This is a genomic window from Stenotrophomonas sp. YJH_SMC_58 (genome assembly GCF_059369635.1).
In genome coordinates this window covers 143002-168300 of the sequence record NZ_JCAFSW010000005.1, presented here as the reverse complement: position 1 = coordinate 168300, position 25299 = coordinate 143002, and the positions used below count along the sequence as shown (strand labels likewise).

The 25299-nt window shown below is 66.6% G+C and carries 27 protein-coding genes; 15 read left to right on the top strand and 12 right to left on the bottom strand.

Going from position 1 to position 25299, the window contains the following annotated elements:
- Nucleotides 1-264 precede the first annotated feature (264 nt).
- The 5 genes from AC5P68_RS09135 to AC5P68_RS09115 all read left to right on the top strand — a co-directional run bounded on the left by AC5P68_RS09135 (nt 265) and on the right by AC5P68_RS09115 (nt 5000).
- The gene (locus tag AC5P68_RS09135; protein ID WP_024956969.1) at nt 265-846 is read left to right on the top strand and encodes a single-stranded DNA-binding protein; all 582 of its coding nucleotides are present in this window, start codon (nt 265-267) and stop codon (nt 844-846) included.
- 202 nt (nt 847-1048) lie between these two features.
- Nucleotides 1049-1954: a hydroxypyruvate isomerase family protein gene (locus AC5P68_RS09130; RefSeq protein WP_033833417.1), complete on the top strand. Its 906-nt coding sequence runs from the start codon at nt 1049-1051 to the stop codon at nt 1952-1954.
- Between the two features lie 27 nt (nt 1955-1981).
- Entirely contained in the window at nt 1982-3667 is a 1686-nt protein-coding gene (locus AC5P68_RS09125) for a GMC oxidoreductase (protein WP_231522620.1), read from the top strand.
- Nucleotides 3667-4242 (top strand): gluconate 2-dehydrogenase subunit 3 family protein, encoded by a 576-nt coding sequence (locus AC5P68_RS09120; protein WP_049403241.1) that lies wholly within the window; start codon nt 3667-3669, stop codon nt 4240-4242. The genes AC5P68_RS09125 and AC5P68_RS09120 overlap by 1 nt, the downstream gene beginning before the upstream one ends.
- Nucleotides 4242-5000 carry a 3-keto-disaccharide hydrolase gene (locus AC5P68_RS09115; RefSeq protein WP_049403331.1) on the top strand — a complete coding sequence of 253 codons (759 nt, stop codon included), beginning with the start codon at nt 4242-4244 and terminating at the stop codon, nt 4998-5000. Before AC5P68_RS09120 ends, AC5P68_RS09115 begins: the two co-directional genes overlap by 1 nt.
- A gap of 30 nt (nt 5001-5030) precedes the next feature.
- Here the strand turns inward: AC5P68_RS09115 and AC5P68_RS09110 are convergent, their stop codons facing one another.
- The 5 genes from AC5P68_RS09110 to AC5P68_RS09090 are packed head-to-tail and all read right to left on the bottom strand — an operon-like array spanning nt 5031 to nt 9663.
- Nucleotides 5031-5327, bottom strand: coding sequence for a c-type cytochrome (locus AC5P68_RS09110; protein WP_005412561.1), 297 nt, complete (start codon nt 5325-5327; stop codon nt 5031-5033).
- A gap of 18 nt (nt 5328-5345) precedes the next feature.
- A complete protein-coding gene (locus AC5P68_RS09105; protein ID WP_111108443.1) occupies nt 5346-6209 on the bottom strand; it encodes a sugar phosphate isomerase/epimerase family protein in 864 nt (287 codons plus the stop codon).
- A 19-nt stretch (nt 6210-6228) separates the two neighbouring features.
- Nucleotides 6229-7353, bottom strand: coding sequence for a Gfo/Idh/MocA family protein (locus tag AC5P68_RS09100; RefSeq protein WP_033833421.1), 1125 nt, complete (start codon nt 7351-7353; stop codon nt 6229-6231).
- A 12-nt stretch (nt 7354-7365) separates the two neighbouring features.
- The gene (locus AC5P68_RS09095) at nt 7366-8583 is read right to left on the bottom strand and encodes a nucleoside permease (protein WP_049453200.1); all 1218 of its coding nucleotides are present in this window, start codon (nt 8581-8583) and stop codon (nt 7366-7368) included.
- Between the two features lie 27 nt (nt 8584-8610).
- A complete protein-coding gene (locus AC5P68_RS09090; protein WP_024956976.1) occupies nt 8611-9663 on the bottom strand; it encodes a sugar phosphate isomerase/epimerase family protein in 1053 nt (350 codons plus the stop codon).
- Between the two features lie 95 nt (nt 9664-9758).
- Between AC5P68_RS09090 and AC5P68_RS09085 the strand changes: the two genes are divergently transcribed.
- From AC5P68_RS09085 to AC5P68_RS09070, 4 genes are all read left to right on the top strand, one after another.
- Nucleotides 9759-10766: a LacI family DNA-binding transcriptional regulator gene (locus AC5P68_RS09085; protein WP_414497852.1), complete on the top strand. Its 1008-nt coding sequence runs from the start codon at nt 9759-9761 to the stop codon at nt 10764-10766.
- Between the two features lie 147 nt (nt 10767-10913).
- Nucleotides 10914-11966: a sensor domain-containing diguanylate cyclase gene (locus AC5P68_RS09080; protein WP_288419835.1), complete on the top strand. Its 1053-nt coding sequence runs from the start codon at nt 10914-10916 to the stop codon at nt 11964-11966.
- 107 nt (nt 11967-12073) lie between these two features.
- The gene (locus tag AC5P68_RS09075) at nt 12074-13099 is read left to right on the top strand and encodes an AI-2E family transporter (RefSeq protein ID WP_288419834.1); all 1026 of its coding nucleotides are present in this window, start codon (nt 12074-12076) and stop codon (nt 13097-13099) included.
- Between the two features lie 162 nt (nt 13100-13261).
- Nucleotides 13262-15004: a GGDEF domain-containing protein gene (locus tag AC5P68_RS09070; RefSeq protein ID WP_414497853.1), complete on the top strand. Its 1743-nt coding sequence runs from the start codon at nt 13262-13264 to the stop codon at nt 15002-15004.
- Between the two features lie 9 nt (nt 15005-15013).
- Here AC5P68_RS09070 and AC5P68_RS09065 read toward each other — a convergent pair whose 3' ends face one another.
- Together AC5P68_RS09065 and AC5P68_RS09060 are read right to left on the bottom strand one after the other, a co-directional pair.
- The gene (locus AC5P68_RS09065; RefSeq protein ID WP_414497854.1) at nt 15014-15520 is read right to left on the bottom strand and encodes a PaaI family thioesterase; all 507 of its coding nucleotides are present in this window, start codon (nt 15518-15520) and stop codon (nt 15014-15016) included.
- Nucleotides 15521-15555: 35 nt separating this feature from the next.
- Nucleotides 15556-15990, bottom strand: coding sequence for a hypothetical protein (locus AC5P68_RS09060; protein ID WP_033833318.1), 435 nt, complete (start codon nt 15988-15990; stop codon nt 15556-15558).
- Nucleotides 15991-16274: 284 nt separating this feature from the next.
- On the opposite strand from AC5P68_RS09060, the gene AC5P68_RS09055 reads away from it, so the two are divergent.
- Entirely contained in the window at nt 16275-16706 is a 432-nt protein-coding gene (locus AC5P68_RS09055) for a pyridoxamine 5'-phosphate oxidase family protein (RefSeq protein WP_005412573.1), read from the top strand.
- A gap of 38 nt (nt 16707-16744) precedes the next feature.
- Here AC5P68_RS09055 and AC5P68_RS09050 read toward each other — a convergent pair whose 3' ends face one another.
- Together AC5P68_RS09050 and AC5P68_RS09045 are read right to left on the bottom strand one after the other, a co-directional pair.
- Nucleotides 16745-18139, bottom strand: a complete 1395-nt coding sequence (locus tag AC5P68_RS09050) for a DUF2867 domain-containing protein (protein ID WP_414497856.1) — start codon at nt 18137-18139, stop codon at nt 16745-16747.
- A gap of 24 nt (nt 18140-18163) precedes the next feature.
- Nucleotides 18164-18475 carry an ArsR/SmtB family transcription factor gene (locus AC5P68_RS09045; protein WP_005408491.1) on the bottom strand — a complete coding sequence of 104 codons (312 nt, stop codon included), beginning with the start codon at nt 18473-18475 and terminating at the stop codon, nt 18164-18166.
- A 129-nt stretch (nt 18476-18604) separates the two neighbouring features.
- Here AC5P68_RS09045 and AC5P68_RS09040 point away from each other — a divergent pair, with 129 nt between their 5' ends.
- The 5 genes from AC5P68_RS09040 to AC5P68_RS09020 all read left to right on the top strand — a co-directional run bounded on the left by AC5P68_RS09040 (nt 18605) and on the right by AC5P68_RS09020 (nt 22914).
- Nucleotides 18605-19186 carry an NMCC_0638 family (lipo)protein gene (locus tag AC5P68_RS09040; protein ID WP_012479409.1) on the top strand — a complete coding sequence of 194 codons (582 nt, stop codon included), beginning with the start codon at nt 18605-18607 and terminating at the stop codon, nt 19184-19186.
- Nucleotides 19187-19370: 184 nt separating this feature from the next.
- Nucleotides 19371-19838 carry a DUF2975 domain-containing protein gene (locus AC5P68_RS09035; RefSeq protein ID WP_005412578.1) on the top strand — a complete coding sequence of 156 codons (468 nt, stop codon included), beginning with the start codon at nt 19371-19373 and terminating at the stop codon, nt 19836-19838.
- A complete protein-coding gene (locus tag AC5P68_RS09030; RefSeq protein WP_005408494.1) occupies nt 19838-20062 on the top strand; it encodes a helix-turn-helix domain-containing protein in 225 nt (74 codons plus the stop codon). The genes AC5P68_RS09035 and AC5P68_RS09030 overlap by 1 nt, the downstream gene beginning before the upstream one ends.
- Before the next feature lie 42 nt (nt 20063-20104).
- Nucleotides 20105-21643 carry a TerC family protein gene (locus AC5P68_RS09025; protein WP_024956986.1) on the top strand — a complete coding sequence of 513 codons (1539 nt, stop codon included), beginning with the start codon at nt 20105-20107 and terminating at the stop codon, nt 21641-21643.
- A gap of 134 nt (nt 21644-21777) precedes the next feature.
- The gene (locus AC5P68_RS09020; protein WP_033833320.1) at nt 21778-22914 is read left to right on the top strand and encodes a metallophosphoesterase; all 1137 of its coding nucleotides are present in this window, start codon (nt 21778-21780) and stop codon (nt 22912-22914) included.
- Between the two features lie 55 nt (nt 22915-22969).
- Here the strand turns inward: AC5P68_RS09020 and AC5P68_RS09015 are convergent, their stop codons facing one another.
- The 3 genes from AC5P68_RS09015 to AC5P68_RS09005 form a co-directional block, all read right to left on the bottom strand.
- A complete protein-coding gene (locus tag AC5P68_RS09015) occupies nt 22970-23608 on the bottom strand; it encodes a ferric reductase-like transmembrane domain-containing protein (RefSeq protein ID WP_005412581.1) in 639 nt (212 codons plus the stop codon).
- Between the two features lie 115 nt (nt 23609-23723).
- On the bottom strand, nt 23724-24458 hold the full coding sequence (locus AC5P68_RS09010) for an HvfC family RiPP maturation protein (RefSeq protein ID WP_495216958.1): 735 nt from the start codon (nt 24456-24458) through the stop codon (nt 23724-23726).
- Nucleotides 24451-25296: an HvfB family MNIO-type RiPP peptide maturase gene (locus AC5P68_RS09005; RefSeq protein ID WP_231522624.1), complete on the bottom strand. Its 846-nt coding sequence runs from the start codon at nt 25294-25296 to the stop codon at nt 24451-24453. The genes AC5P68_RS09010 and AC5P68_RS09005 overlap by 8 nt, the downstream gene beginning before the upstream one ends.
- Between the last annotated feature and the right edge of the window lie 3 nt (nt 25297-25299).

Here is a 25299-nt window from a genome sequence, read left to right as displayed (position 1 = left end):
GCCTGGGCATGATGCCATGGGCAGACGGCAATGCCCCTCCGGATGTCCACTGAAGCGAGGGTAAGTCATTGCCGGACAAGGAAATCAGTTCAATCCTCCTGCGCGGCCGGGGTCTTCTGATCGGGCGGATGGCGGCGGCAATGCTAAGATGCATCGTTCTCGCATTCCCCCAAATTTCAACAGGGGCGGCCTCGCCTACTGCACCCCCGCCCGGGGCTGTGCTATCACTGGCGGTCTGCCCCTGGACAACGGACGAAGGTACCTATGGCGCGCGGCATCAACAAAGTCATCCTGGTCGGCAATCTCGGCAACGACCCGGACGTGAAGTACACCCAGGGCGGCATGGCGATCACCCGCATCAGCCTGGCCACCACCAGCGTCCGCAAGGACAAGGATGGCAACCAGCAGGAGCGCACCGAATGGCACCGCGTGGTGTTCTTCGGCAAGCTCGGCGAGATCGCCGGCGAGTACCTGCGCAAGGGCAGCTCGGTCTACGTCGAAGGCAGCCTGCGCTACGACAAGTACACCGGCCAGGACGGCGTGGAGAAGTACTCCACCGACATCATTGCCGATGAAATGCAGATGCTGGGCGGCCGCGGTGAAGGCGGTGGCGGCGGCGGTGGTGGCAACTACGGCGGCGATCGTCCGCAGCGCCAGCAGGCGCCGCGCCAGGAGTATGGCGGCGGTGGTGGCGGTGGCGGCCAGCGTGGTGGCCAGGGCGGCGGCTATGGCAACCAGGGCGGCAACCAGGGCGGCGGTTACGGCAACCAGGGTGGCAACCAGCGTCCGCAGCCGCAGCAGGCGCCGCCCATGGATGACTTCGCTGACGACGATATTCCGTTCTGATCGAACGCTCGTTCGCAGCAGAAAAGAAAGCCCCGCTCATGCGGGGCTTTTCTTTTTGCGCGATGCCATCTGCGTTGTGCCTCGCACCATCAGTTTTTCGTGCACCGCGACTTGCAAACAGACAATTTCCTCCCCTATGGTGCAATCGATTGCATTGCTGTGAATCGTTGCGTTTGATACCGGTTGGGAGGCCGGAAGGTGGATGTCCATCCATTCGATCAGACCGGCTCCTTCGAGGGGGCTCACGCGGCGCGATGCGCTGCGCATCGCAGTTGCCGGCAGCATTGGCCTGGGGGCCGCGACAACCGCGGGCGCATTGCCCGCATTCGCCGCCACGGCGCCACTCAAGGGCAACCTGAAGCATTCCGTCGCACGCTGGACCTTCCCGCAGCTGTCCGTTGCCCAGCTCTGCACGACGGTGAAGGACATCGGCTTTGCCGCGATCGACCTGGTCGGCCCGGAAGACTGGCCCACGCTGAAGGCGAATGGCGTGTACAGCTCGATGTGCAACGGCGCGGAACTGGGCCTGACCAAGGGCTTTGCCGGCCGCGAGTTCCACGACCAGCTGGTGGAACGCTACACGCGGCACATCGATCTGGTCGCCGATGCCGGCTATCGAAACCTCATCTGCTTTTCCGGCAACCGCAACGGTATGGACCCGCAGGACGGCATGGCCAATGCCGAGGCCGGGCTCAAGCGCATCCTCGGGCATGCCGAGAAGCGCGGCGTGGTGCTGGTGATGGAACTGCTCAACTCCAAGGTCGATCATCGCGACTACCTGTGCGACCACTCCGCGTGGGGTGTGGAGCTGTGCCAGCGGCTCGGCTCGGACAATTTCGGCCTGCTCTACGACATCTACCACATGCAGATCATGGAGGGCGACATCATCGCCACCATCGGCAAGCATCACGCCTGCTTCAAGCACTACCACACCGCAGGCGTGCCTGGCCGGAACGAGATCGGAGACCAGCAGGAGCTCCACTATCCAGCCATCTGTCGCGCGATCCGCGACACCGGTTTCAAGGGGTATCTGGCGCAGGAGTTCACGCCTGCAGCGCCCGATCCCGTTGCCTCATTGCGCGAGGCGATCCGCCTCTGCGACGTCTGAAACGATATCCACCCAGGTGAGAAACCCATGGCAGATAATCACTACGACGCCATTGTTGTTGGCTCGGGAATCAGTGGCGGTTGGGCGGCGAAGGAGCTGACCGAGAAGGGCCTGAAGGTCCTGATGCTGGAACGCGGGCGCAACATCGAGCACGTCAAGGACTACGTCAACGCGATGAAGGAGGCGTGGGATTTCCCGCACCGCAACCGGCCAACGCAGGCAATGAAGGCCGAGTTCCCGGTGCTGATGCGCGACTACGGCCTGGCCGAGAACCTGGAAGGGATGTGGGCCAACGAACAGGAATCGCCCTACATCGAGACCAAGCGCTTCGACTGGTTCCGTGGCTACCACGTCGGTGGTCGTTCCTTGATGTGGGGGCGGCAGAGCTATCGCTTCTCCGATCTGGATTTCGAGGCCAACCTCAAGGACGGCATCGCCACCGATTGGCCGATCCGCTACGCCGATATCGCGCCGTGGTACGACCATGTAGAGAAGTTCGCCGGCATCGCCGGCACGCGCGAAGGACTGGACGTGCTGCCGGACGGCGAGTTCCTGCCTCCGATTCCCCTGAACATCGTCGAGAAGGATGTGGCCGCGCGCATCAAGAAGGCCTTCGGCGGAACGCGGCACATGATCCACTCGCGCACTGCCAACATCACCCAGCCGATGCCCGAGCAGGGGCGCGTGAACTGCCAGTACCGCAACAAGTGCATCCTGGGCTGTCCCTTCGGTGCCTATTTCTCGACCCAGGCGGCGACGCTGCCAGCGGCGATGAAGACCGGGAACCTGACCTTGCGGCCGTTCTCGATCGTCAAGGAAGTGCTCTACGACAAGGACCGCAAGCGCGCGCGCGGCGTGGAGGTCATCGATGCTGAGACCGGGCAGACCTACCAGTACACGGCCAAGGTCATTTTCCTCAACGCGTCGTCGTTCAACTCGACGTGGCTGCTGATGAATTCGGCCACCGATGTCTGGGAAGGGGGGCTGGGCTCCTCGTCGGGGGAGCTCGGGCACAACGTGATGGACCATCATTTCGGGGCCGGCGCCTCGGGCCGGGTCGAGGGTTACGAAGACAAGTACTACTTCGGCCGCCGTCCCTGCGGCTTCTACATTCCGCGGTTCCGCAACGTCGCGGCCGACAAGCGCGGCTACCTGCGCGGGTTCGGCTACCAGGGCGGTGCCAGCCGCACCGGATGGTCGCGCGAGATCGCCGAGCTCAACATCGGTGCCGATCTGAAGGAGGCACTGACCGTGCCGGGTGACTGGCGCATCGGCATGACCGGGTTCGGTGAAATGCTGCCGCACCACGACAACACGATCCGCCTGGACCACGACCGCAAGGACAAGTGGGGACTGCCGGTGCTGGCGATGGACGTGTCCATGCGCGCCAATGAACTGGCGATGCGCAAGGACATGGCCGCGGATGCCGCCGAGATGCTGGAGGCGGCCGGCGTCAAGGACGTGAAGATGCACGACAACGACTATGCCCCGGGCAAGGGCATCCACGAGATGGGGACCGCACGCATGGGACGTGACCGGAAGAGCTCGGTATTGAATGCGCACAACCAGGTCTGGGATGCCCCCAATGTCTATGTGACCGACGGTGCCTGCATGACCTCCAGCGCCTGCGTGAATCCCTCGCTGACCTATATGGCGCTGACCGCGCGCGCGGCCGACCATGCGGTACGCGAACTGAAAGCGGGGAACCTCTGATGGATCGCCGCGAACTGTTGAAGATGATCGTTGCCGCAACCGGTGCGGCCATGGTTGGCCTGCCTGCGCTGGTGCATGGCAAGGTGCCGGCTGCCGGGGCGATGCCCGCGTTCTCCGATGCCGACATCGGCATGCTGGACGAGATCGCCGAAACCATCCTGCCGCAGACAAGGACGCCCGGGGCCAAGGACGCGGGTGCCGGTGCGTTCATGGCGACGTTCGTCAGCGACTGCTACACCGCCCGGCAGCAGGCGACGTTCCGCGCCGGCCTGGCCGACATCGACACGCGCGCCGGTGGCCGTTTCGTATCGCTCACGCCGGAAGCCCGCACCGGGTTGCTGCGAAGGCTGGACGCCGAAGCCAAGGCACGCAATGCCGACGTGACCGAGACCGGCACTCCCGAGGAAGGCGAGGCCATGCCGCATTACTTCACGATGATCAAGCAGCTGGCCATCTTCGGCTTCTTCACTTCAAAGGTCGGGGCGACCGGTGTGCTGCAGTACGTCGCCGTGCCGGGCCGCTACGACGGTGACCTGGCCTATGTCCCCGGTACGCCCGCGTGGGGGACCAGCTGATGGACACCACCCTGATGCTCCGCCCTGCGTTGATCACGGCCGGCCTGCTGGCCGCTGCATCTGCATTCGCTCAGGACGGCGCCGACGCTGCGCGTGACCCGAAGAAGACCGAAGTGTGGACGCCCGTGCCCGCATTCGTGGCCACGCCGCCAGGCAAGGCCCCCTCCGATGCCATCGTGCTGTTCGATGGCAAGGATGTCTCGGCGTGGGAGGCAGAGCAGGGCGGGCGGGTGCCCTGGAAGGTTGCCGATGGCGCCATGACCGTCGTTCCGGGCAGCAAGGGCATCCGCACCCGGCAACGCTTCTGCGATGTCCAGCTGCATGTCGAATGGCGTACCCCCACCGAGACGAAGGGCTTCGACGGCCAGAACCGGGGCAACAGCGGCATCTTCCTGCAGGAACTGTATGAGCTGCAGGTGCTCGACAGTTACAACAACCCGACGTATGCCAACGGCCAGGCGGGTTCGATCTACAAGCAGGCCATGCCACGGGTGAACGCCTCGCGCGCACCGGGCCAGTGGCAGGTCTACGACATCATCTGGAAGGCACCGCGCTTCTCGCAGGGCGGCGGCCTGACGTCGCCCGCGCGCATCACCGTGCTGCACAACGGCGTACTCGTGCAGGACGACACCGTGCTGGCAGGCAGGACCGAGTACATCGGTGCGCCTTCGTACGCACCCCATGCGTGCGCGCCGCTCTATCTGCAGGAGCATGACTCCAGGGTCAGCTACCGCAACATCTGGGTGCGCGAACTGTAGCGGCACGCGGCCGGCGTGGTCGCCGGCCGCCTACTTCGCCAGATAGCTGGCGAGGTCGTCGATCTCCTGCTGCGACAGCTGGGCAAAGGGCGGCATCAATCCTCCGCCCTTCCTGATCTTGTCCTTGACCTGGGCGGGTTGAAGCCGCTTGCCGACGTCGGTAAGCGCTGGGAAGGTCGGCGGTACGCCGGCGCGTTCAGCACCGTGGCAGGCAGTGCAGTGCTGGGCATAGAGTTTCGCGCCGGCGGCAGGATCGTCCTTGGCCCGGGCTGCCGTTGAAGTGCTCATGCCGCCCAGAGCCAGGGCCACTGCCAGGATCATCTTCATGTGGGGCTCCTTGATGCGTCAGCGCCGTGCACGGGTGGGCACGTTGGCGGGCAGGTGTTCACGCAGGTAGTCCGCGCCGGTCTGGATGACCTTGGCCGGGTCGCGTGGCTGGTCGTGTTCGACGATGTACCACTGCACCTTGGCCGCCGCAGCGGCGGGCAGGATCGCGTTCCAGTCCAGCACGCCCTGGCCCACCGCGGCGAATCCGCCTTCATCCTGGGCCTGGCCCTTCGGCGCATTGTCCTTGGCGTGCACCGCAAACACGCGTCCACGGAATTTTCCCAGCATCACCGCCGGGTCCAGGCCCGCGCGTGCAACCCAGGCCAGGTCCAGCTCGGTCTGCAGGTCGGGCCCGGCCGCTGCGAACAGCAGCTCCAGCCCGGTCTGACCGTCGAAGTCGGCCAGCTCGAAATCGTGGTTGTGATAGGCCAGGCGCATGCCCTTGCCGCGCACCTGCTTGGCGATGCGGCCCAGCTCCTTGCCCAATGCGGTCCAGCCCGCGGCATCGGTTGGGCGGTCCTTCTGGTCCAGGTAAGGCACCACCAGCGTGCTGTTGCCGATCGACCGGTTGAACGTCACCACACCATCCAGGTTGCCCCGCAGCTCGGCCAGTGGCACGTGCGACGAAACCGCCTTGATCGAATACCGGTCCAGCAGCTGCTTGAGTTCGGTGGCGCTGGTGTTCTGCGTACCGACCGTTTCCACCGCACGGACGCCCGCGTCGTGGACGATCTTCAACTGCTGATCGAGCGAGCCTGCATTGCGCAGGGTGTACATCTGCACCGCGATCGGCTTCTGCGTGGTGGCGGCTTCGCTCGCGAAGGCGGGCAGGGCAGCGAGCAGCAGGACGAGACTTGCACTTCTACGGAAAAGAGCTTTCATCAACAGATCCTCCCGGAATTCAACCGATGGTGGTCCAGGTACGTGACCTGGCTGATGCAATGACGCGATCAACGATCCGTGCCGAGCGCAGACCGTCTTCGAAGGTGGGCAGGCCCTGCGGCCGCTCGCCTTCAATGGCGCGATAGGTGTCGGCCACAAACGCCTCGAAACACTGGGCGTAGCCCTGTGCATGCCCGGCCGGCAGCATGGAAAGGCGGCGTTGTTCGGCGCTGCCGGCACCGGGGCCGCGCATGAAGGTTTCCTCGCGCTGATCGGGCAGGCCGATCCAGAGTCGTTCGGCATCCTCCTGGTTGAAGGCCACGCTGGCCTTGGCGCCATCGATCTCGAACCAGAGGCGGTTGTGGCGTCCGGCCGAGACCTGGCTGACCGTCAATGACGCCAGCGTGCCGGCGCCGGTCCTGAACATCGCTGCGGCCACGTCTTCGCTGGTGACAGCCTGCATCGCACTGGCGGCCGTTGGCGTGCTGAAGCTCTGCCCGCTGACGGCGCCACGCTCGGCGATTACCGTGGAGAACGCCGCGTTCACTTCGGCGAAGCCCTCGCCACTGACCCATTCGACCAGGTCGCACCAGTGCGAACCGATGTCGGCGAACACGCGCGACGTGCCTCCCAGCGCGGGGTCCACGCGCCAGTTGTTGCTGGCCGGATCCAGCAGCCAGTCCTGCAGGTAGCTGCCGTGGATCAGGTGCAACGGCCCCAGATCGCCCTGGGAGATGCGTGCGCGCGCCTCCCGGACCACTGGGTGGTAGCGGTAGACGAAGGGCACCGTGGCAACCAATCCGGTCGATGCGGCCAGCGCCGCCAGCGCCTGTGCATCGTCCAGCGTCGTCGCCAGCGGTTTCTCGCAGATCACGTGCTTGCCGGCTTCCAGCGCAGCCTGTGCCATGGCGCGGTGCAGATGGTTGGGCGTGCACACGTGCACGACCTGTACCTGCGGATCGGCGATCACCTCCTCGATATCGCGGTAGGCGCGCGGGACATTCCAGGACTGCGCGGCCTCATGCGCGCGCTGCGCTGACGAGGCGGCTACGCCGCGCACCTCGGCACCGGCCAGCAGTGCCGCACGACGATGCACTGCACCGATCATGCCAGCGCCGACGATGGCGATTCCAAGCTTGGGCATCGACGGGGATCCTCAGGGTGTGGAGGGCGCGGCCGTGACCGTCGGCCGGTCGCGGAACAGCAGCAAGAAGGCGATCAACACCACCAGTGCAACGCCGGCCGGGAACAGCCAGATCTGCTGCCAGTCGGGGCCGGCCTCGGTGGTGAAGTGCTCCACCACCGCGCCGGACAGGAAGGTGCCGATCAGCATTCCCACGCCGTAGGTAGCCAGGGTGATGAAGCCCTGCGCGCTGCTGCGCGCGGCGGGGCCGGCATGCGCATCGGTGTAGATCTGGCCGGTGACGAAGAAGAAGTCGTAGCAGATGCCGTGCAGCACGATGCCGATCACCAGCAGCGAGAAGCCGCTGCCCGCATCGCCGAAGGCGAACATGGCGTAGCGCACCACCCAGGCGGCCATGCCGACCGCCAGCATGGTCTTCACCCCCAGCCGCACGAACAGGAACGGCATGGCCAGCATGAGCAGCACTTCGGAGACCTGGCCCAGCGACTGCAGGCCTGCTGCGCCGCGCACGCCCAGGTCGTTGAGATACGGATTGGTGAAGTTGTAGTAGAACGACAGCGGGATGCAGATGGCGATGGACGCCAGGAAAAACACCAGGTAGGCGCGCGACTTCAGCAGTCGCAACGAATCCAGCCCCAGGATCTGCCCCAGTCCGGCATCGCGCTGCTGCGCCAGCGGTGGCGTGTGCGGCAGGGTGAATGCATACAGGCCCAGCACCAGCGATGCCAGCGCGGCCATGCGGAAGGTGAGTTCAAGCCGATGGGCCTGTTCCCAGCCCAGCCAGCCGATCAGCACACCGGCAATGATCCAGCCGATGCTGCCGGCCACGCGTACCAGCGGGAACTGTTTCTCGGGCGACTGCATGTGCCGCATCGCCACGCTGTTGGCCAGTGCCAACGTCGGCATGAACAGCAGCATGTAGCCCATCACGCAGGCCGAGAACACGCTGAAGCTGGTGGCGGTGGACGCCAGCCACATCAGCACCGCGCCGGTCAGGTGCAGCACCGCGAGGATGCGCTGCGCCGCGAAGTAGCGGTCGGCGATCAGGCCGACCAGGAACGGCGCAACGATCGCGCCGATGGACTGGCTGAGGAAGGCGGTGGCCACCTGGCTGGCGCTGGCCTGCAGCGGGCCCTGCACCAGGTAGGTTCCGAGGGTGACGAACCACGCCCCCCAGATGAAGAACTGCAGAAACATCATCGCGCCCAGGCGCGACATGGCGTGCGTCATGGCTTGCCCTCCCGGGGCGGTCTTGGCTCAGATTCCCAGCATGCGGTGCAGTGATGCGGCGTCCGTGCCACTGTCGGCAAAGTCGTCGAAGGCGCGGTCGGTCACGCGGATGATGTGGTCGCGGATGAAGGCGGCACCCTCGCGTGCGCCGTCCTCGGGGTGCTTCAGGCAGCATTCCCATTCCAGTACCGCCCAGCCGGGGAAGTCGTACTGGGCGAACTTCGAGAAGATCGCCTTGAAGTCGATCTGGCCATCACCGAGCGAACGGAAGCGGCCCGGACGCTCGATCCAGTCCTGGTAGCCGCCATACACGCCGCTGCTTGCGCTGGGGCGATACTCCGCGTCCTTGACGTGGAAGATGCCGATGCGCGCGTGGTAGCGGTCGATGAAACCCAGGTAGTCCATCTGCTGCAGCAGCAGGTGGCTGGGGTCGTACAGGATCTTGGCGCGGGGGTGATGATCCACCACATCGAGGAAGCGTTCGAAGGTCGCGCCATCGTGCAGGTCCTCGCCCGGGTGGATCTCGAAGCAGAGATCCACGCCGCAGGCATCGAAGGCATCGAGGATCGGGCGCCAGCGGCGGCCGAGTTCGGCGAAGGCTTCTTCCACCAGTCCCGGTGGGCGCTGCGGCCAGGGATAGAAATAGGGCCAGGCCAATGCGCCGGAGAACGTGGCATGCGCGGTCAGCCCCAGCCGCTGGCTGGCTTTGGCGGCCAACAGAAGCTGCTCCACCGCCCAGGCCTGGCGGGCCGTGGGATCGCCACGTTTGTCCGCGGGTGCGAATCCGTCGAACAGGCTGTCGTAGGCCGGATGGACCGCGACCAGCTGCCCCTGCAGATGGGTGGACAGCTCGGTGATCTGCACGCCATGACCTGCCAGCATGCCGGCGAGGTCGTCGCAGTACGCCTGGCTGCGCGCGGCCTCGGCCAGATCGAACAGGTGGGGCGCCGTGGTGGGGACTTGTACGCCAGAATAGCCCAGACCCGCGGCCCATCCGGCCAGCGTGTCCAGCCGATCAAAAGGAGCCGTGTCGCCGATGAACTGCGCCAGGAACAGCGCTGGACCCTTGAGCGTCTTCAACGTGATTCGCCCTCGATGCAATCGATTGCATTATCCTAGCAGGGGCGCACGCAGGACCTGTTGTGCACTGCACAGCGGGCGGGAGAACTAACGCCATGGCCACCATCTACGACATCGCAAAGCACGTCGGCGTCTCCGCCGGCACCGTGTCGCGTGCACTTTCGCGGCCGGACAAAGTGCTGCCGGCCACGCGCACGCGCATCGAGCAGGCCGCCGCGGCGTTGGGCTACGTGCCCAACACGGTCGCCCGCACGCTCAAGACCCAGCGCAGCGGCAAGATCCTGGTCACGGTGCCGGATATCGCCAACCCGTTCTTCGCGCAGATCCTGCAAGGGGCGGAAGACGCCGCGCAGGCTGTCGGCTATGCGGTGTTGCTGGGCGATACGCAGGACCAACCCGACCGCGAGGAGCGCTACGCTCAGATGCTCCGGCGCAACGAGGCCGACGGCATGATCGTGCTTAGCCATCGCCTGCCACCGACGGCGCGCGAGATTGTCCAGCAGAGGGGGGCTGCCGCGCCGGTGGTCAACGGTTGCGAGTTCGATCCCGCGCTGGGCCTGCCCAGTGTGCACATCGACAATGCCGCCGCCGCACGCGCCGTCATGGAGCACTTGTACGCACTGGGCCATGAACGGATCGCCGTGGTCGGTGGGCCGCCGGACAATCCCCTGCACCAGCAGCGCCTGGAAGGGGTGCGGGCGGCCGGCAAGGCGCGCGGCCGCCTGCGCCAGCTGAGCATCGTGCCCGGGGATTTTTCAGTGGAATCCGGCCATGCGGCTGCCATGGCGCTGCTGGACGGCACGTCCGCACCAACGGCGATCTTCTGCTTCAGCGACCAGATGGCGCTGGGCACCCTGGCGGCCTGCCGGGAGCTGGGCATCCGCGTGCCGGAAGACCTGTCCATCGTCGGCTTTGATGACCTGGCGTCTTCCCGCTACCTCACGCCGCCATTGACGACCATCCGGCAGCCGATGCGGGAAATCGGCGCGCGCGCGGTCAACCTGCTGCTCGCCATCATCGAACAGGTGGATGTTCCGCTTCAACAGACGCTGGATTTCAGCCTGATGGTGCGGGGATCGACGGCTGCGCCCCGACGCGGGTGACCACGGGGTGGGGCCGCGGGAGCGTGGCAGCCGGCCCGCGCGATGTCGTGCAACCTTGATCCCGAATTGACGCAGAGCTGTCAGACTCATCGCAGGCAGCCCGGCAAGGGCCGTAGCAGCAGGTGCGATCGCGCAAGGGGGGCGGCAATGCCATTCTTCACCGATTCGGCGGAAGGCGCGGTCGAAGGCATTGGCGCGGCACGTCGCATCGGCTGGATGCGTTTCGTCGGCAATGGACTGGGAGCGATCCCCATCGCCTCGATCATGCTTGAACGCCAGGATGGCGGGCTGGCGTGGGTCCTGCTGCTGCTCAACGCGCTGGCGTGGCCGGCACTGGCAGTGCTGCTGACCCAGCGCTCCCGCCAGCCGGCGGTCGTCCAGTTCCGCTGCATGGTGGCCGACTCCTTCTTCGGCGGTGGCTGGATCGCCTTCATGGCGTTGAGCGCGGTGCCCAGCGCACTGTTCGCCGCGCTGCTGGTGGCCGACAAGATCGCTGCCGGTGGCGTGCGCCTGGCGATGCGCGCCACGCTGGCCCTGCTGCTGGGCTTCGCACTCACCTGGTGGTTGCTCGGCTTCCCTTACCAACCGGTCACCTCGCAGCGCACGATCGTGCTGAGTGTCCCGTTCCTGTTCGTGTATGGCATCGGCCTCAGCATTCTCAGCTGGCAGCTGGCGCGCCGGGTCAAATCGCAGAACCGTCAGCTGCAGCGGCTCAGCCGGATGGACCCGCTGGTCGAGCTGGCCAACCGTGGCTTCCTGATCCTGCGTGCGCAGCAGGCGCTGGACCGGGCCCAGGGCCAGGGCGGCTTTGCCTGCCTGCTGATGCTCGATGTGGATGATTTCAAGCGCATCAATGACTCGCATGGCCACCGCGCCGGTGACGAGGTGCTGCGGCATATCGCGGCGACATTGCGCACCTTTGCCCGGCCAGGTGATACGCCCGCGCGGCTGGGGGGCGATGAGTTCGTGGTGCTGCTGCGCGACTGCGCGCCCGTCGATGCGATGCACGTGGCCGAGCGGGTGCGCCTGCACCTGCTGGAGGCCGCGCGGCAGGCCACGCCGGGCGTGGAGTTCAGCGTGAGTATCGGCATTGCCGCGACGCCGCGTCGCGGTAGTGTCGAGGACTGGTTGGCACTGGCCGACCGCGCGCTCTACCACGCCAAGCGACAGGGCAAGAACACAGCCAGCTACGGCGAGTGAGTGCGGCACGGCTGCCGCCGAACAAGGCCGAAACGCCCGTTCATCCTGCACGCGGAATCGGCACGCCAATCCTCTACCATGGGCCACCCCGCCCGGACGCGCCGCCCATGCAAGACGCCCTCGTTGCCCAGCCCAAGCCCCCCGTTGCGAGGATCGCGGCCTGGCTGATGATGCTGTTGGGCATGTGGCTGGCGCTGAAGCTCGGCCTGGTGGTAACGCTGCTGTCGGGCCTGCTGGTGTTCCAGCTGACCCATGTGCTGGCGTCCACCGTGGAAGGCAAGCTGCCGCCGGGGCGGGCGCGGGCGATCGCGGTGATCGTGTTGTCGGCAATCATCATCAGCGCGCTGGTGCTGGCCGGCATCGGCGTGGCCTCGTTCTTCCGCAACGAGACCGGTGGGCCGGACGCGCTGCTGGCACGGCTGATGGATATCCTCAATTCGTCGCGCCACCAGGTTCCCGCGCTGCTGCAGCCGTATATCCCCGAAGACATGCCGGCGCTGCGTGCGGCGCTGAATGACTGGGCCGCCGAGCACCAGCGCCAGCTGGGCGTGGCCGGTACCTCGGTGGTGCAGGTGGGTGTACGCGTACTGATCGGCATGGTGCTGGGCGCGATGATCGCGCTGTACGACGAACTGCCGCTGCCGAAGATGGGGCCGCTGGCGCAGGAGCTGATCGGGCGCACCAGCCGCCTGGCCACCGCGTTCCGCCAGGTGGTGTTCGCGCAGGTGAAGATCTCCCTGCTCAACACCATTTTCACCGCCATCTTCCTGCTGGGCGTGCTGCCGTTGTTCGGCGTGCACCTGCCCCTTTCCAAGACGCTGGTGCTGATCACCTTCATCGCCGGCCTGCTGCCGGTGGTGGGCAACATCATCTCCAACACCATCATTGCCATCGTTGCGTTGTCGGTCTCGTTCTATGTGGCCGTGGCCGCGCTGTTGTACCTGATCGTGATCCACAAGCTGGAGTACTTCCTCAATGCGCGCATCGTCGGTGGCGAGATCCAGGCGCGTGCCTGGGAGCTGCTGCTGGCCATGCTGGTGATGGAGGCGGCCTTCGGCCTGCCGGGCCTGGTCGCCGCGCCGGTGTTCTATGCCTACGTGAAGCGCGAACTGGTCGACCAGCGCTGGATCTGACGCGGCTGGGCATGACGTAGTTGTCCCGGTTCGAATGCCCGCACGGCCTTGTCGGTGCGTTCGCGGTCGGCAGGGTATACCCACCGCCACGGTTGGCCCGCGAGTGGCTTGGCGCCTTTGTAGCCGGCCGTTACAGTGTTCGGCACTACAGGGGAAATGTGCATGGCCCGCAAGGCGTCGCCCATCGGATTGCGGACCTGGGTCTGGATCCTGGCTGGGCTGTTCGTAGTCTGTACGCTGCCGCTGATGGCCATCGCACTGGTGCAGGGCACGCTGGGCTTCACGGCCGCCGAGGACAACCTGGCCAGCCTGCGCCAGCTGCGGCAGACCTTCGACCTGGCCAACCTGGTGTCGGCCGAACGCGGCCCCGCCAACAGCCTGCTGGGGGCCGACCTGGCCGATGCGGCCGAGCAGGCACGGCTGGCCGCGCAGCTGGCGGCCGCGCGCAAGCGGGTCGACGCTGCCCTGCTGCAGCTGGACACCGTGTTCAAGGCTGATCCGGGAGTGGTCGACGAGCAAGTGCTGCTGGCCTACGCGCAACGTCGCCTGCAATCGGCGCGGGCTGCGGTCGACCGGGTCGTGGCGCAGCCCCATGACGCACGCCGCGTGGAGGAGGTGGAGCGTGCGATCAGTGGCATGTTCGCCGTGGTCGATCGCCTGCACCTGCTGACCTCGGCACAGATCAACGTGCTGGTCAGCGCCGACCGTGAAGCAGCGATTCCGGCGATGCAGGGCGAGGTGCTGATCGATCTTCGCGAGCATGGTGGCCGCCTGGCCTCGAATGTGATGGCGCCGGTGGCGGTGCCAGGGGCATGGCGGGAGGAACAGGTACGCGCTGCACTGCAGACCGAGGGTCGCCTGTTGGAGCTGTGGCGGTTGGCGGGCAGCCACGAGTCGGTGTTCCGCAGTGACCCGGAATTGTCATGGCACTGGGACATGGCGCGTCGGCAGTTCTTCGGCGAATCGCTGCCGATGATCGAGCAGTTGATCGAAGATGGCCGCCGAGGCCTGCCGCCGCCGTGGACCGCCGCCGAATTCACCACGCGCTACGTGCCGACCCTGCAGTCGCTTGAGGCGCTGCGTGATGGCTACCTGAGCGTGTCCATCGCCCGCTTTGAACGCACCCGCAATCGCGAGGCCATGCGCCTGGCCGTGCTGGTGGCGACCGCGCTGGGCACACTGGTGGTGCTGGGCGTGGCGCTGCGCATTGCCCATCTGCAGATCCTGCGGCCGCTGCTGCAGGCGCAGAAGCAGGTCATCCAGATCGCCTCGGAAGCCCCCGGCCCGGAGCAGCATGTGACCCACCCGCTGGCCGAGATGCAGCGCCTGTTCGATGCCATCGAAGTGCTGCGCGAGAAGTCGCGCGAGCGCTCGGCCTTGACCAGCGAGCTGCGCCAGCTGGCCGGCACCGATGAACTGACCGGGTTGTTGAACCGGCGCGCGCTGGACCAGAGGGTGCAGCAGCGCCATGCCGACGGTGGCAACAGCGCGGTGGTGATCCTGCTTGACGTCGATCGCTTCAAGGCCATCAACGACGGCCATGGGCACGCTGCCGGCGACCAGGTGCTGGTGCAGGTGGCACAGCTGCTGCAGCGCCACCTGCGCCGCAGCGACAGCATCGCCCGTTATGGCGGCGAGGAATTCCTGGTGCTGCTGGCCGACGGTGATCTGGCCGGTGGCCGGCAGCTGGCCGAGTCATTGCGATTGGCCCTGCAGCAGATGGACATCGCGCTGGCCGGCGGCACCGTGCTGCGGGTGACCGCCAGTTTCGGCGTGGCCGAGGGCGGCACCGACGCGCTGGGCTGGCGCACCCTGCTGCGTGCCGCCGATGCGGCCATGTACCGGGCCAAGGCGCATGGGCGTGATCGGGTACGGGTGGCGGGGGGCGGTCGCATCATGCGCTGAGGGCACGCCTCAGCCGATGCGTGCATGCACCCGCCGCAGCGTCCGCGCGATCATCCGGCGCGCGATGGGACGTGGTACCGATAAGCCACGCCAGCGCAGCGCACCCACGCGGAAGGTGGCGGTGGCGGTGGCCAGTACGTTGCCTGCCGGGTCAGTCAGCCAGCCACGCGCGAAGGCGATGCTCCCTTTGCTGTGCTCGACTTCGCCCCAACCGATGATGCGCCCTGGTCGTGCTGGACTGACGAAACTGGTCTTGGATTCCACCGTGACCGCGATGCGGTTGGCGGGCAGAGTGGCGTAGATCGCCGGCCCCATGCAGTCATCCAGCATCGCCGACAGGAAGCCTCCCTGCACGTTGCCCATCGGGTTGGTCAGCATCGGCCCGGCGTCGAACTCGACATGGATGCGGCGCAGTGCGTCGTCGTAGTCGACGAATCGCCAGCCGAGCAGGGTGCCCGCCTGGGAGGGCGGCAGATCACCGTTGACCACGCTGTAGAAGATCGATTCGGGATTCATGGGAGCCTCGATGGAGGGAGAGGAGGGAGCACGCATCAGGACAGTGCCAACAGGGCCAGCACGAATCCGATGACCGACAGCAGCACCACCGCGGCGCCGGCGGGCACCGGTGTACGCGCACCGGTGCGTCGCCGCACGCCGGAAGCGACCAGTACCGGCGGTACGGTGGCGAACAGGCAGAACAACTGGAAGGCCAGCAGTTGCGGCAGCGCGAAGTGTCCGCCGAAGAAGATCAACCAGGCCAGCATCACGCCAGCGCCGGCCAGTGCGATCCAACCGGCGCCGACCACGCGGATGAGTGCCATCAGCAGCAACTGCATGCGCGGTTCGACCTCCTTCCATGGCAGGCCCACGGCCTGGCCGTGGTAGGGCATGAAGTCGGAGCGTTTCAGGTAGGCCGCAGCAAACAGCGAGACAATGAAGAACGTCAACAGGTAGCAGCCGAACGCGAGCCAGGCGAACAGGTCCATGTGGGGGCCATGCGGTTGCGGAGGGGAGCCCCGGTGATGCCGGCGGCCATGCCGGATGCATCGCGAGGTTGCGCGATTCTCGGGCAATGCCCTGTTAGAGGCGTGTCGCGGCGTGGAGGACCGTTCCTCCATCCGCGGTTAGCGCGGGTGTGGTGGTGAGGAATGCGTCACACACGTGCCATGCGCCCTATCGCGTTTTCTGTGAAGAGGTCGCAACTGCCCATCCACGCTTCGGTCACCGCTCTGCGCAGACGCTGGGACTCCATCCGACGAGGGACGACGACATGACCCAGCTCACCCTGCCTGAACTGTCCAGGAAAATGGCCGGCATCGATTTCACGATGCTGCAGACCCACGCCGGCGGAGAGATTGCCGGTCGTCCGATGAGCAACAACGGCGACGTGGACTATGACGGTGACAGCTGGTTCTTCACCACCGAAGACACCGACATGGTGCGCGAGATTGAAGCTGACCCCGCCGTCGCGCTGGGTTTTTCCGGCAGCAAGTCGCTGCTGGGCAAGCCACCGTTGTTCGTGCACGTGCAGGGAAGGGCAGCGCTGGTGCGCGACCGGGCCACGATGAGCCAGCACTGGGTGAAGGACCTGGAGCGATGGTTCGAACAGGGCGTGGATACACCGGGACTGGTGCTGATTCACGTGCGCGCCAGCCGCATCCACTACTGGGATGGCGAGGACGAGGGCGAAATCGTTATCTGAGCGGAACCGTGCAGGGCCCGGCGCATCGTGTTCCAGGGTCAGCAGTGCGCAGGGTGTGCTGCCGGATCCCCAACATTGGCCAGCTCCGGTGCCAAGGCGTGTTCCACCGCACGCCGCAGCAGTGCCGGCGCGACATAGTGCCGGTGCCCGGCGTCGATCAGTGCCATGTACATGCCGCCGAACGCATTGAGGGTCTGCACGCGAGAGCCCAGGCTGATCTCGACATGTCCATCGCTACGCCGCTGCACGCGCACGCTGCTGCGGAAACGCAGGTGCCGATCGTCGGCGCCGAGCAGGACTTCGGCGTCGTTGTCCTGCGTATCGATGTGCGAATCCAGCACCGGAAATCGACCAGCGAACAACCGGCTGCGATCGGTGGACAGCAGTGACGACACCGGGCATCCCAGCGGCGACGTGCGCAACCGCAACGGCGCCACCAGTCGGTTTCGCAGCGCCATCAGATGGCCTACGCCGCTGGGCGGATTGCGCAGGAAGCCGTCCAGTACATCGGCCAGCAGTGCCGACGCGGAGCGGTGGACCACCTGCGAGGGTTCCAGGCACAGGGTGGTCAGGTCCTGGTAGTGGCTGTGCGGCAGCGCTGTGGGCAGCAGGCCATCGGTGGCGGCGGGCCGCGAACGGATGGGATAGGCCGGTGTGGCACGTTCGACGAACCCGCGCAGCGGCCGCATGGGGATGCGGCGCAGCGGGCCGAGCAGGGCACGGGTACGCGCGCATAGGTGGGCGCACAGGCTGGGAGGCGCCGCCTGCAGCGACAGTTGCAACAGCGGTGCCGCCGCAAGCGAAGTGCCCGAAGGCCAGTGCGATTCCGGAAGCACCTCGGTCAGGCTGGGGATATCGGCGGCATTGCGTTGCACCTGTGCACGCGCCTGCTCGCTCATCGCGCCGGCCAGTTCATTGCTGTGGCAGGACAACGCGAACAGCGCTGGATGTGCAGGATGGTTCGACGCGAACTGGTGCCAGGTGCCGCCGCCGAAGCGCACGGTAAACAGGCAGTCCGGTGGGATGCGGATGCGCCGAAGCGTGCGCGCGAAGGCACCGGGATCTGCTGCCAGCTGCGTGTCGGAGGCGATGGCGAAACGCAGCTCGGCTCCCGCGCTGCCGGCGATGGCGGTGAACATGCGCGGGCCTGCATGGCGATGAAACGGGTGGCCACCGGCACCGACGGTGAAGCTGTACAGCGAGGAGGCATCCCCGTGCTGCAGGTGCATGCCACCCAGTCGCGCCGAAGGTTCATCCAACGCATCGATGAACGCCGGGTGGTGGCGCTGACGCTGGCCGGCGTCACTCACCAGCGCGTCACCGGCACCGATGCCGAGCTGCGCGATCAGGGTGACTTCGGTCGGACTGCCGCCGTCCTGTGCCGGAAGCTGCACTGCTGGAAACGAACGGCGATCGCGGGTCGAACCAGGCATCGTCATGCTCCTTGGCGGGGCGGATCAGCGGGCGGGGGCCTTGCGACGGGCGCGGGCTTCACGCTTGAGCGGGCCGCCTACCGGGCAGACTTCGGCCGCCCACGAGAACAACGTGTTGGCCAAACGGTCGGGTACCTGCCTGAAGTACACGAACTGGCCGCGTTTTTCGCGTTCGATCAGTCCTGCTTCCTCCAGGATGCGCAGGTGGCTGGACAACGCCGGCTTGCTGAAGTCGAAGCGCTCGGCCAGCTCGCCCGCGCTGAGTTCGCCGGCACTGAGATAGGCCAGGATCTGCCGGCGGGCGGTGGAGGCAAGGGCTTCGAAGATGCGGTCCATGGCGAGCTAATTAACTAATTCGTTAACTGATACTGCTCCCGCCGGTGGCGGCTGTCAAGCCATGACCCATTGCGCGGCAAGCCCGGGCTTTGCCATCCTCCCTGCTGTTTTCCGTAGCGTGGAATCCCGATGCGTCCTGCGTTCTGGCTGGCTTTGGCCCTGCTGCCCACCCTGGCGGCGGCGCAACCCGCGCGCACGCCCAAGGCCAAGGCTCCGGCGCAGGATCCCTTCAGCGAGTTGTTCGATACCGCCTGCATGCAGCACATCGGGGCCCCGGCGCGGTTGCAGTCGCTGATGGAATCCAATGGGCTGTCGCCGCTGCAGCCCGCCGAAGCCGCCGCGCTGTTGCAGGGGCAATCGGGCGTGGCCTGGATGGTGCCCCTGGCCAGTGGCCGTTATGCGGTGAGCTGGGCTGACGATGGCACGTGCACGGTCTACGCCGAAAAGGCCGACGCGGCGGTCGTGCAGAAGGGATTCGCCCGGTTGGTGCAGGCCGCGCCGATGCCGTTGCAGGTGCGCTCGCTGCCGGGACGTGGGCCGCTGTCGGCCGATCAGGTGGCGATCCAGTACGGCTGGGCCACCCCGGGGCAGGGCAAGCTGCAGGTGCGCTTCCGCCTGGTCACGCGACAGGCCGCCGATGCCGGTGTGCAGGCGATGGCCTCTGCGACGCCGGGTGAGGCGATGCTGGAGCGGGGCGCGCCCGGGCCCTGACAGGCGCCACGCCTGCGGTTCAGCCTTTCACGCAGCGTGTGATATATCGTTTATCGATAAATCCATCCCGGGGCGGCGCGTCCACCCCAACACCGGAGGCCGCTTGACCGCTCGTCCCGCCCGCGCCAGACCCGCGCGAGGCCTGTTTGCCCTGGCCCAGGCCGCCGTACAGGCCGTCCGGGCGATGTGCTGGCTGGGCATCCTGGCCGCACTGCTGGCGGTGCCGCTGGTCGCCCACGACCGCCGCTGGCTGCTCGACAGCGTGCATGACGCCGAGGCCGCTGCCGCGCACGGCAATGATCTGTTCCTGCACTTCTGCCTGGGCCTGGGCGCGATCATCGCGCTGCTGGTGCTGTGCCTGCTGTTCCTGCGCCATCTGCTGAGGCTGCTGAAGTCGGCGGCGCGCGAGCGGCCGTTCACCCACGCCAATGCACGGCGCCTGCAGCGCATGGCCTGGCTGATGCTGGCAATGGAACTGCTGTCGATCCTGATCGGTGCCTATTCGGCCTGGATGGGCCCGGATTTCACCTGGATGGAGGTCGGCGGTGGCATGTCGATCACTGGCCTGGTGGCCGTGCTGATGCTGTTCGTGCTGGCGCGCGTCTTCGCCGTGGGCGCAGCGATGCGCGACGACCTCGACGGTGTCATCTGATGGCGATCGTCATCACCCTGGACCGCATGCTGCAGGAACGCGGCATGACCCTGTCCGAGCTGGCCGGGCGCATCGACATCACCCTGGCCAATCTGTCGATCCTGAAGACCGGAAAGGCGCGCGCCATCCGCTTTTCCACCCTTGATGCGATCTGCCGCGAGCTGCAGTGCACGCCCGGCGACCTGCTCGGGCACGACCCGGCGCAGGCACAGGACGCTGACTGAGCGGTCGCTCTTTTCCTTACCTACTGACGAAACGGACCTGAAATGGAATGGTTGGCTGACCCCTCGATCTGGATGGGCCTTGCAACCCTGGTCGTGCTGGAGATCGTTCTCGGCATCGACAACCTGGTGTTCATCGCGATCCTTGCCGACAAGCTACCGCCGCACCAGCGTGACCGCGCGCGGGTAATCGGCCTGGCGCTGGCCTTGCTGATGCGGCTGGTGCTGCTGGCGGCGTTGGCGTGGATCATGAAACTGACCGAGCCGCTGCTGACGCTGTTCGACCACAGCTTCTCCGGGCGTGACCTGATCCTGTTGGGCGGTGGCCTGTTCCTGCTGTTCAAGGGCACCATGGAGCTGCACGAACGGCTGGAAGGCCGCGAACACCACGAGGATGGCAAGAAGGTCTACGCCAGCTTCGCAATGGTGGTGGCACAGATCGTGGTGCTCGACGCGGTGTTCTCGCTGGACTCGGTGATCACCGCGGTGGGCATGGTCGACAACCTGGGCGTGATGTATGCCGCCGTGACCATCGCGATGGCGCTGATGCTGTTGGCCAGCAAGCCGCTGACGCGCTTTGTCAACAAGCATCCCACGGTGGTGGTGCTGTGCCTGGGCTTCCTGCTGATGATCGGTTTCAGCCTGGTGGCCGAGGGCCTGGGCTACAAGATTCCGAAGGGTTACCTGTACGCGGCGATTGCCTTCTCGATCCTGGTCGAGGCGTTCAACCAGTGGGTGCGTTTCAACCGTGAGCGCAACGAACGCCGCCAGCCGTTCCGCCAGCGCACCGCCGACGCCGTGCTGCGCATGCTGGGCGCGCGCCCGGCCAATGGCCACGACGACGAAAGCGCGGACGAACACGTCGATGCCGAAGAGCGCCTGCAGCCGGCGGAGCACGAGATGATCCGCAGCGTGCTGGGGCTGGCCGATCGCCCGGTGTCGAGCGTGATGACGGTGCGTGCCGACGTGCAGTGGATCGACCTGGCCCGTGGGCAGGAGGATGTGGTGGCACGCCTGGTGGCGTCGCCGCACACCCGCCTGCTGGTGGGTGATGGCGACCTGGACAGCCTGCGTGGCGTGGTGCAGAGCCGCGACCTGCTGGCCGACCTGCTGCAGGGCAGGCCGCTGCAGCTGGAAGGCAACCTGCGCGAGCCGCAGTACGTGCTGTCCAGTGCCAGCGCGCTGCAGGCGCTGGAACTGATCCGCCAGCACCCGGTGCCGTTGGCGGTGGCGGTGGACGAGTACGGCAGCGTGGAAGGCCTGGTGACCGCCAACGACCTGCTGGCGGCCATTGCCGGTGACCTGGTCGATACCCAGGACGAGCGCTATGGCGTGGTCGCGCAGGGCGAGGACCAATGGGAGGCCGACGGTGCCCTGACCCTGGACGACCTGCAGCGGCTGGCCGGCGTATCGCTGCCGCGCAGTGCTGACTACATGACCATCTCCGGCCTGGTGCTGGAGCGTCTGGGGCGCCTGCCGGACATCGGTGACGCGGTGGAGATTGCGGATGTTCGCATCACCGTACTGGCGATGGAGAAGCGTCGCATCGCCCGCCTGCGGGTGGAGCGCCTGGGGCATCCGTAGCGTCGAGCCATGCGCGATCGAGGTTCTGTAGCGTCGAGCCATGCTCGACGGCTTCCTGAGCAGCCGAGCATGGGCCCGGCTCTACACAACACGACCCGCAGCCGTCACCATGGCGGGCCCCCTTTCTGTCATGGATGGTTGCAGTGCTGAGTACGATCGGTTTGTTGATGGGCCTGTATGTGGCCTGGCGCCTGTTCTGGCCACTGCGCATGCCCATCTGGATGAAGGTCGTGCTGTCGTTGCTGCTGGTGGGCGTGGCCGTGCAGCTGCGCATCGTCGCCACCTTCTGGGGCACGATGGCCTCGCCGGAGATCCCGAAGCTGGCCATCGCCGTTCTGGCCACCGGCTCCACGGCGGTACTGCTGCTGGCCTTGATGATGCTGGTACTGGATGCCGGCCTGCTGCTTTCGCACCTGCTGCGTTGGCCGCGCATCGTATCGGTCCTGCGCGCCTCGAAGCTGCGGCCGTTGGCCGGCCTGCTGGCGCTGCTTGTGAGTGGCTATGGCATCAGCCAGGGCATGGCCGTGCCCCAGCCTCGGCAGATCGACGTGGCGATCAAGGATCTGCCTGCTGCGTTCGACGGCTATCGCGTGCTGCAGCTGACCGACATCCATGCCAGCCGCCTGCTGACGGGCGACTGGGTGCGCAGGGTTGTGGACGAGAGCAACGCACTGACGCCGGACCTGATCGTGATCACCGGCGACCTGATCGACGGTAGCGTCGAGGCGCGTCGCGAGGACGCACGCCCGTTGGCTGACCTGCATGCACCGGACGGCGTCGTCGCCATCACCGGCAACCACGAGTACTACGCGCAGTACCAAGAGTGGATGCAGGCGTTCCGTGCGCTGCACATGCAGGTGCTGGAGAACAGCCACCTGCAGGTGCGGCGCGGCGATGCGGCGCTGACCATCGCCGGCGTCACCGATCCGGTGGCGGCACGCTATGGCCTGCCGCTGCCGGATCTGGAGACCGCGCTGGCCGGTGCCGATCCCTCTGCACCGGTGATCCTGCTCGATCACCGCCCTCGCAATGCGCGCGAGGCGGCCGCGCGCGGCGTGAAGCTGCAGCTCTCTGGGCATACCCACGGCGGGCAGATCATCGGCATGGACCAGCTGGTGAAGCGAGCCAATGGCGGTTTTGTCTCCGGCCGCTACGACGTGGATGGGATGACGCTGTACGTGGGTAACGGTGCGGGCCTCTGGGCCGGTTTCCCGGCGCGCATCGGCGTGCCCTCGGAGATCACCCTGATCACGCTGCGCCGCGCGCCTTGACCTGAAGTGGGGTCATATCCCATTTTCGCAGGTAAAGGTATCTGGCCCCAGCCCCTCAGGCCGCCCGCAGCGGCGGCCGCACATGCGCACTTCGGCGCAGCGCCTGCGCCCGCTTGGCAATCCAGCGCACCACAAAGGCGGTGAACAGCAGCGCCGACGGCACCGCATACCAGAAGTTGCCCGGAACGCGCTTGAAGTACGAGTAGGTAAACACCGCCGCGATGATCCACATGCCGGTGACGTGCAGGCGACGCCAGGCGGTGGGTCCCATGCGCCGGGCGAGCCCCCGGTGCGAGGTGATGGCCAGCACCAGGATGGCAATGTAGCCCACCGTGCCCGGGAGGTTGGCCAGCGCGGATCGTGCTGGCCAGAACGCCGGGTTGAGGACGCCGAAACTGGTGATCGCGACTGCATGCAACAGGTGCGAGAACGCGAAGGACAGGCCGATGATGCGCCGTTCGCGCAGCAGGAAGCGGGTGAACGGGCCGGGCAGAAGGCTGGCGAACGACGATGCCGTGAACGCTGCCAGGAACAGCAGGAACGATGTGCGCGCAGTGACCCGGATCGCGGCTCGGCTGCCTTCGGCTGCATCGGGATACAGGGCGAAGGCCGCCAGCGCGAAGGCGATCAGGACCACCGCTACGGCCACGAACAGGCGCCAGCCATGCAGGAAGGACGTGTTGGAAGGAGCCATGATGAGACCTCGAAGTAGGGGGACGGTAGTGCCGGCCGCTGGCCGGTCAAGGAAGGGGTAGTGCCGGCCGTTGGCCGGCCAAGGAACGGGTAGTGCCGGCCGCTGGCCGGCAACCTCAGAAAGCAGGCAATGCAACCAGCACGCCCGCCGCGCACAGCTCGCCCAGAACAGGCACGCAGGCCATGCGCAATGCGTCCGCTGCCACGCGATGTGTTTCGGACAGCAGCTGCAGTGCTTCATCCACCGACGCGCTGTCGTCACCGAACACCGACAGCAGCGCGTAGGCCAGCGGTGACAGTTCCTCGGTCTGCAGGCTGAAATCGGCGAGGCGCTGGATCACCAGCAGCGTGGGAGCCGTGCTCAACACCGGCTCCAGCGCCCCGTCCTCATGTACTGGCCACTGGTAGCCAAGCACCCGCACCAACGGCGAAATCGCCAGCACATCATTGCCTACGGGAGCGCGCTGCAGCGGCCGCCCGCCGTCACGCGCTTCAATGTGCAGCGACTGCTGCGTGCTCTCGTAGTGCGCCAGTTCCGCTGCCCAGCCCGGCAGCGCCAGCGTGTCCTGCACCGCCAGCCAGGCCGCGAACTCGCCCGCGATCTGCGGGAACAACGGCGTGCGGCAGGCGTGCCTCGCGTAGTAGTGCTCGACGGTGTTGCGCCAGCAGGCATCGCCCAGCTGCGACTTCAGCCGCGGCAGGCTGCCCGCCAGCAGGCTGTCCAGACTGTCAATGCACAGGCGGCGGTAGACCGCCATCCGCCGCGCCTCGATGCCATCGGGTGCGGTCTTTGCAGGGTCGCGCACACGATCGGCCCAGCGCCGTTGCAGGGTCGCCAGCGACTCAGCCATGGGTCACCTCGGGCCAACGTGCCTCGGCCTGCGCCTGGCGGATCTGCCCGACCTCGGCCAGCAATTCGGCAAGCGGGGGGAAATTGAAGTCGCGTTCGAGCAGCGTGGGGCGCACGCCCACCCGCGCATAGGCCTCGCGCAACAGTGCCCAGACCACGCCTTTCACCGGCGCACCGTGGGTATCGATCTTGAAGCCATCGTCTTCATCGAAGTGGCCTGCTACGTGCAGCGAGGCGATACGGTGGGCCGGCACGCGGGCCAGGAATTCGAAGGCGTCGTAACCGTTGTTGCAGGCGTTGACGAAGACGTTGTTGACGTCCAGCAGCAGGTCGCAGTCGGCTTCGGCGAGCACGGCGTTGATGAAGTCGATCTCGCTCATGTCCGCGCCGGCAACGGCGTAGTAGGAGATGTTCTCTACTGCGATGCGTCGGCCCAGCATGTCCTGCACCTGGGCGATGCGACCAGCGACATGGTGAACGGCCTCGGCGGTGAACGGCAGCGGCAGCAGGTCGTAGACATGGCCGCCGGCGGCGCAGTAGCTCAGGTGTTCGCTGTACAGCTGCACCTGGTGCAGGTCGAGGAAGGCACGGGTCTGTGCCAGCAGTGTGCGGTCCAGCGGATCAGGACCACCCAGCGACAGCGACAGGCCATGGCAGGTCAAGGAGTGGCGCTCGCTGAGTTGGCGCAGCGCAGCGCCGCGTGCACCGCCGATGCCGATCCAGTTGTCGGGAGAGACTTCGAGAAAGTCGATGGCTCCGGCCGGCATGGCCAGCAGTTCGTCGATCAGGCCGCGGCGCAGGCCAAGACCGGCGGCATGGGTGGGCAGGGGCAGGGACATGGT

Bases quoted from the DNA above. Each gene is read 5' to 3' on its own strand.
- AC5P68_RS09135 (WP_024956969.1), top strand. From the start codon at position 265: ATGGCGCGCGGCATCAACAAAGTCATCCTGGTCGGCAATCTCGGCAAC.
- AC5P68_RS09130 (WP_033833417.1), top strand. From the start codon at position 1,049: ATGTCCATCCATTCGATCAGACCGGCTCCTTCGAGGGGGCTCACGCGG.
- AC5P68_RS09125 (WP_231522620.1), top strand. From the start codon at position 1,982: ATGGCAGATAATCACTACGACGCCATTGTTGTTGGCTCGGGAATCAGT.
- AC5P68_RS09120 (WP_049403241.1), top strand. From the start codon at position 3,667: ATGGATCGCCGCGAACTGTTGAAGATGATCGTTGCCGCAACCGGTGCG.
- AC5P68_RS09115 (WP_049403331.1), top strand. From the start codon at position 4,242: ATGGACACCACCCTGATGCTCCGCCCTGCGTTGATCACGGCCGGCCTG.
- AC5P68_RS09110 (WP_005412561.1), bottom strand. From the start codon at position 5,327: ATGAAGATGATCCTGGCAGTGGCCCTGGCTCTGGGCGGCATGAGCACT.
- AC5P68_RS09105 (WP_111108443.1), bottom strand. From the start codon at position 6,209: ATGAAAGCTCTTTTCCGTAGAAGTGCAAGTCTCGTCCTGCTGCTCGCT.
- AC5P68_RS09100 (WP_033833421.1), bottom strand. From the start codon at position 7,353: ATGCCCAAGCTTGGAATCGCCATCGTCGGCGCTGGCATGATCGGTGCA.
- AC5P68_RS09095 (WP_049453200.1), bottom strand. From the start codon at position 8,583: ATGACGCACGCCATGTCGCGCCTGGGCGCGATGATGTTTCTGCAGTTC.
- AC5P68_RS09085 (WP_414497852.1), top strand. From the start codon at position 9,759: ATGGCCACCATCTACGACATCGCAAAGCACGTCGGCGTCTCCGCCGGC.
- AC5P68_RS09080 (WP_288419835.1), top strand. From the start codon at position 10,914: ATGCCATTCTTCACCGATTCGGCGGAAGGCGCGGTCGAAGGCATTGGC.
- AC5P68_RS09075 (WP_288419834.1), top strand. From the start codon at position 12,074: ATGCAAGACGCCCTCGTTGCCCAGCCCAAGCCCCCCGTTGCGAGGATC.
- AC5P68_RS09070 (WP_414497853.1), top strand. From the start codon at position 13,262: ATGGCCCGCAAGGCGTCGCCCATCGGATTGCGGACCTGGGTCTGGATC.
- AC5P68_RS09065 (WP_414497854.1), bottom strand. From the start codon at position 15,520: ATGAATCCCGAATCGATCTTCTACAGCGTGGTCAACGGTGATCTGCCG.
- AC5P68_RS09060 (WP_033833318.1), bottom strand. From the start codon at position 15,990: ATGGACCTGTTCGCCTGGCTCGCGTTCGGCTGCTACCTGTTGACGTTC.
- AC5P68_RS09055 (WP_005412573.1), top strand. From the start codon at position 16,275: ATGACCCAGCTCACCCTGCCTGAACTGTCCAGGAAAATGGCCGGCATC.
- AC5P68_RS09050 (WP_414497856.1), bottom strand. From the start codon at position 18,139: ATGCCTGGTTCGACCCGCGATCGCCGTTCGTTTCCAGCAGTGCAGCTT.
- AC5P68_RS09045 (WP_005408491.1), bottom strand. From the start codon at position 18,475: ATGGACCGCATCTTCGAAGCCCTTGCCTCCACCGCCCGCCGGCAGATC.
- AC5P68_RS09040 (WP_012479409.1), top strand. From the start codon at position 18,605: ATGCGTCCTGCGTTCTGGCTGGCTTTGGCCCTGCTGCCCACCCTGGCG.
- AC5P68_RS09035 (WP_005412578.1), top strand. From the start codon at position 19,371: ATGTGCTGGCTGGGCATCCTGGCCGCACTGCTGGCGGTGCCGCTGGTC.
- AC5P68_RS09030 (WP_005408494.1), top strand. From the start codon at position 19,838: ATGGCGATCGTCATCACCCTGGACCGCATGCTGCAGGAACGCGGCATG.
- AC5P68_RS09025 (WP_024956986.1), top strand. From the start codon at position 20,105: ATGGAATGGTTGGCTGACCCCTCGATCTGGATGGGCCTTGCAACCCTG.
- AC5P68_RS09020 (WP_033833320.1), top strand. From the start codon at position 21,778: ATGGTTGCAGTGCTGAGTACGATCGGTTTGTTGATGGGCCTGTATGTG.
- AC5P68_RS09015 (WP_005412581.1), bottom strand. From the start codon at position 23,608: ATGGCTCCTTCCAACACGTCCTTCCTGCATGGCTGGCGCCTGTTCGTG.
- AC5P68_RS09010 (WP_495216958.1), bottom strand. From the start codon at position 24,458: ATGGCTGAGTCGCTGGCGACCCTGCAACGGCGCTGGGCCGATCGTGTG.
- AC5P68_RS09005 (WP_231522624.1), bottom strand. From the start codon at position 25,296: ATGTCCCTGCCCCTGCCCACCCATGCCGCCGGTCTTGGCCTGCGCCGC.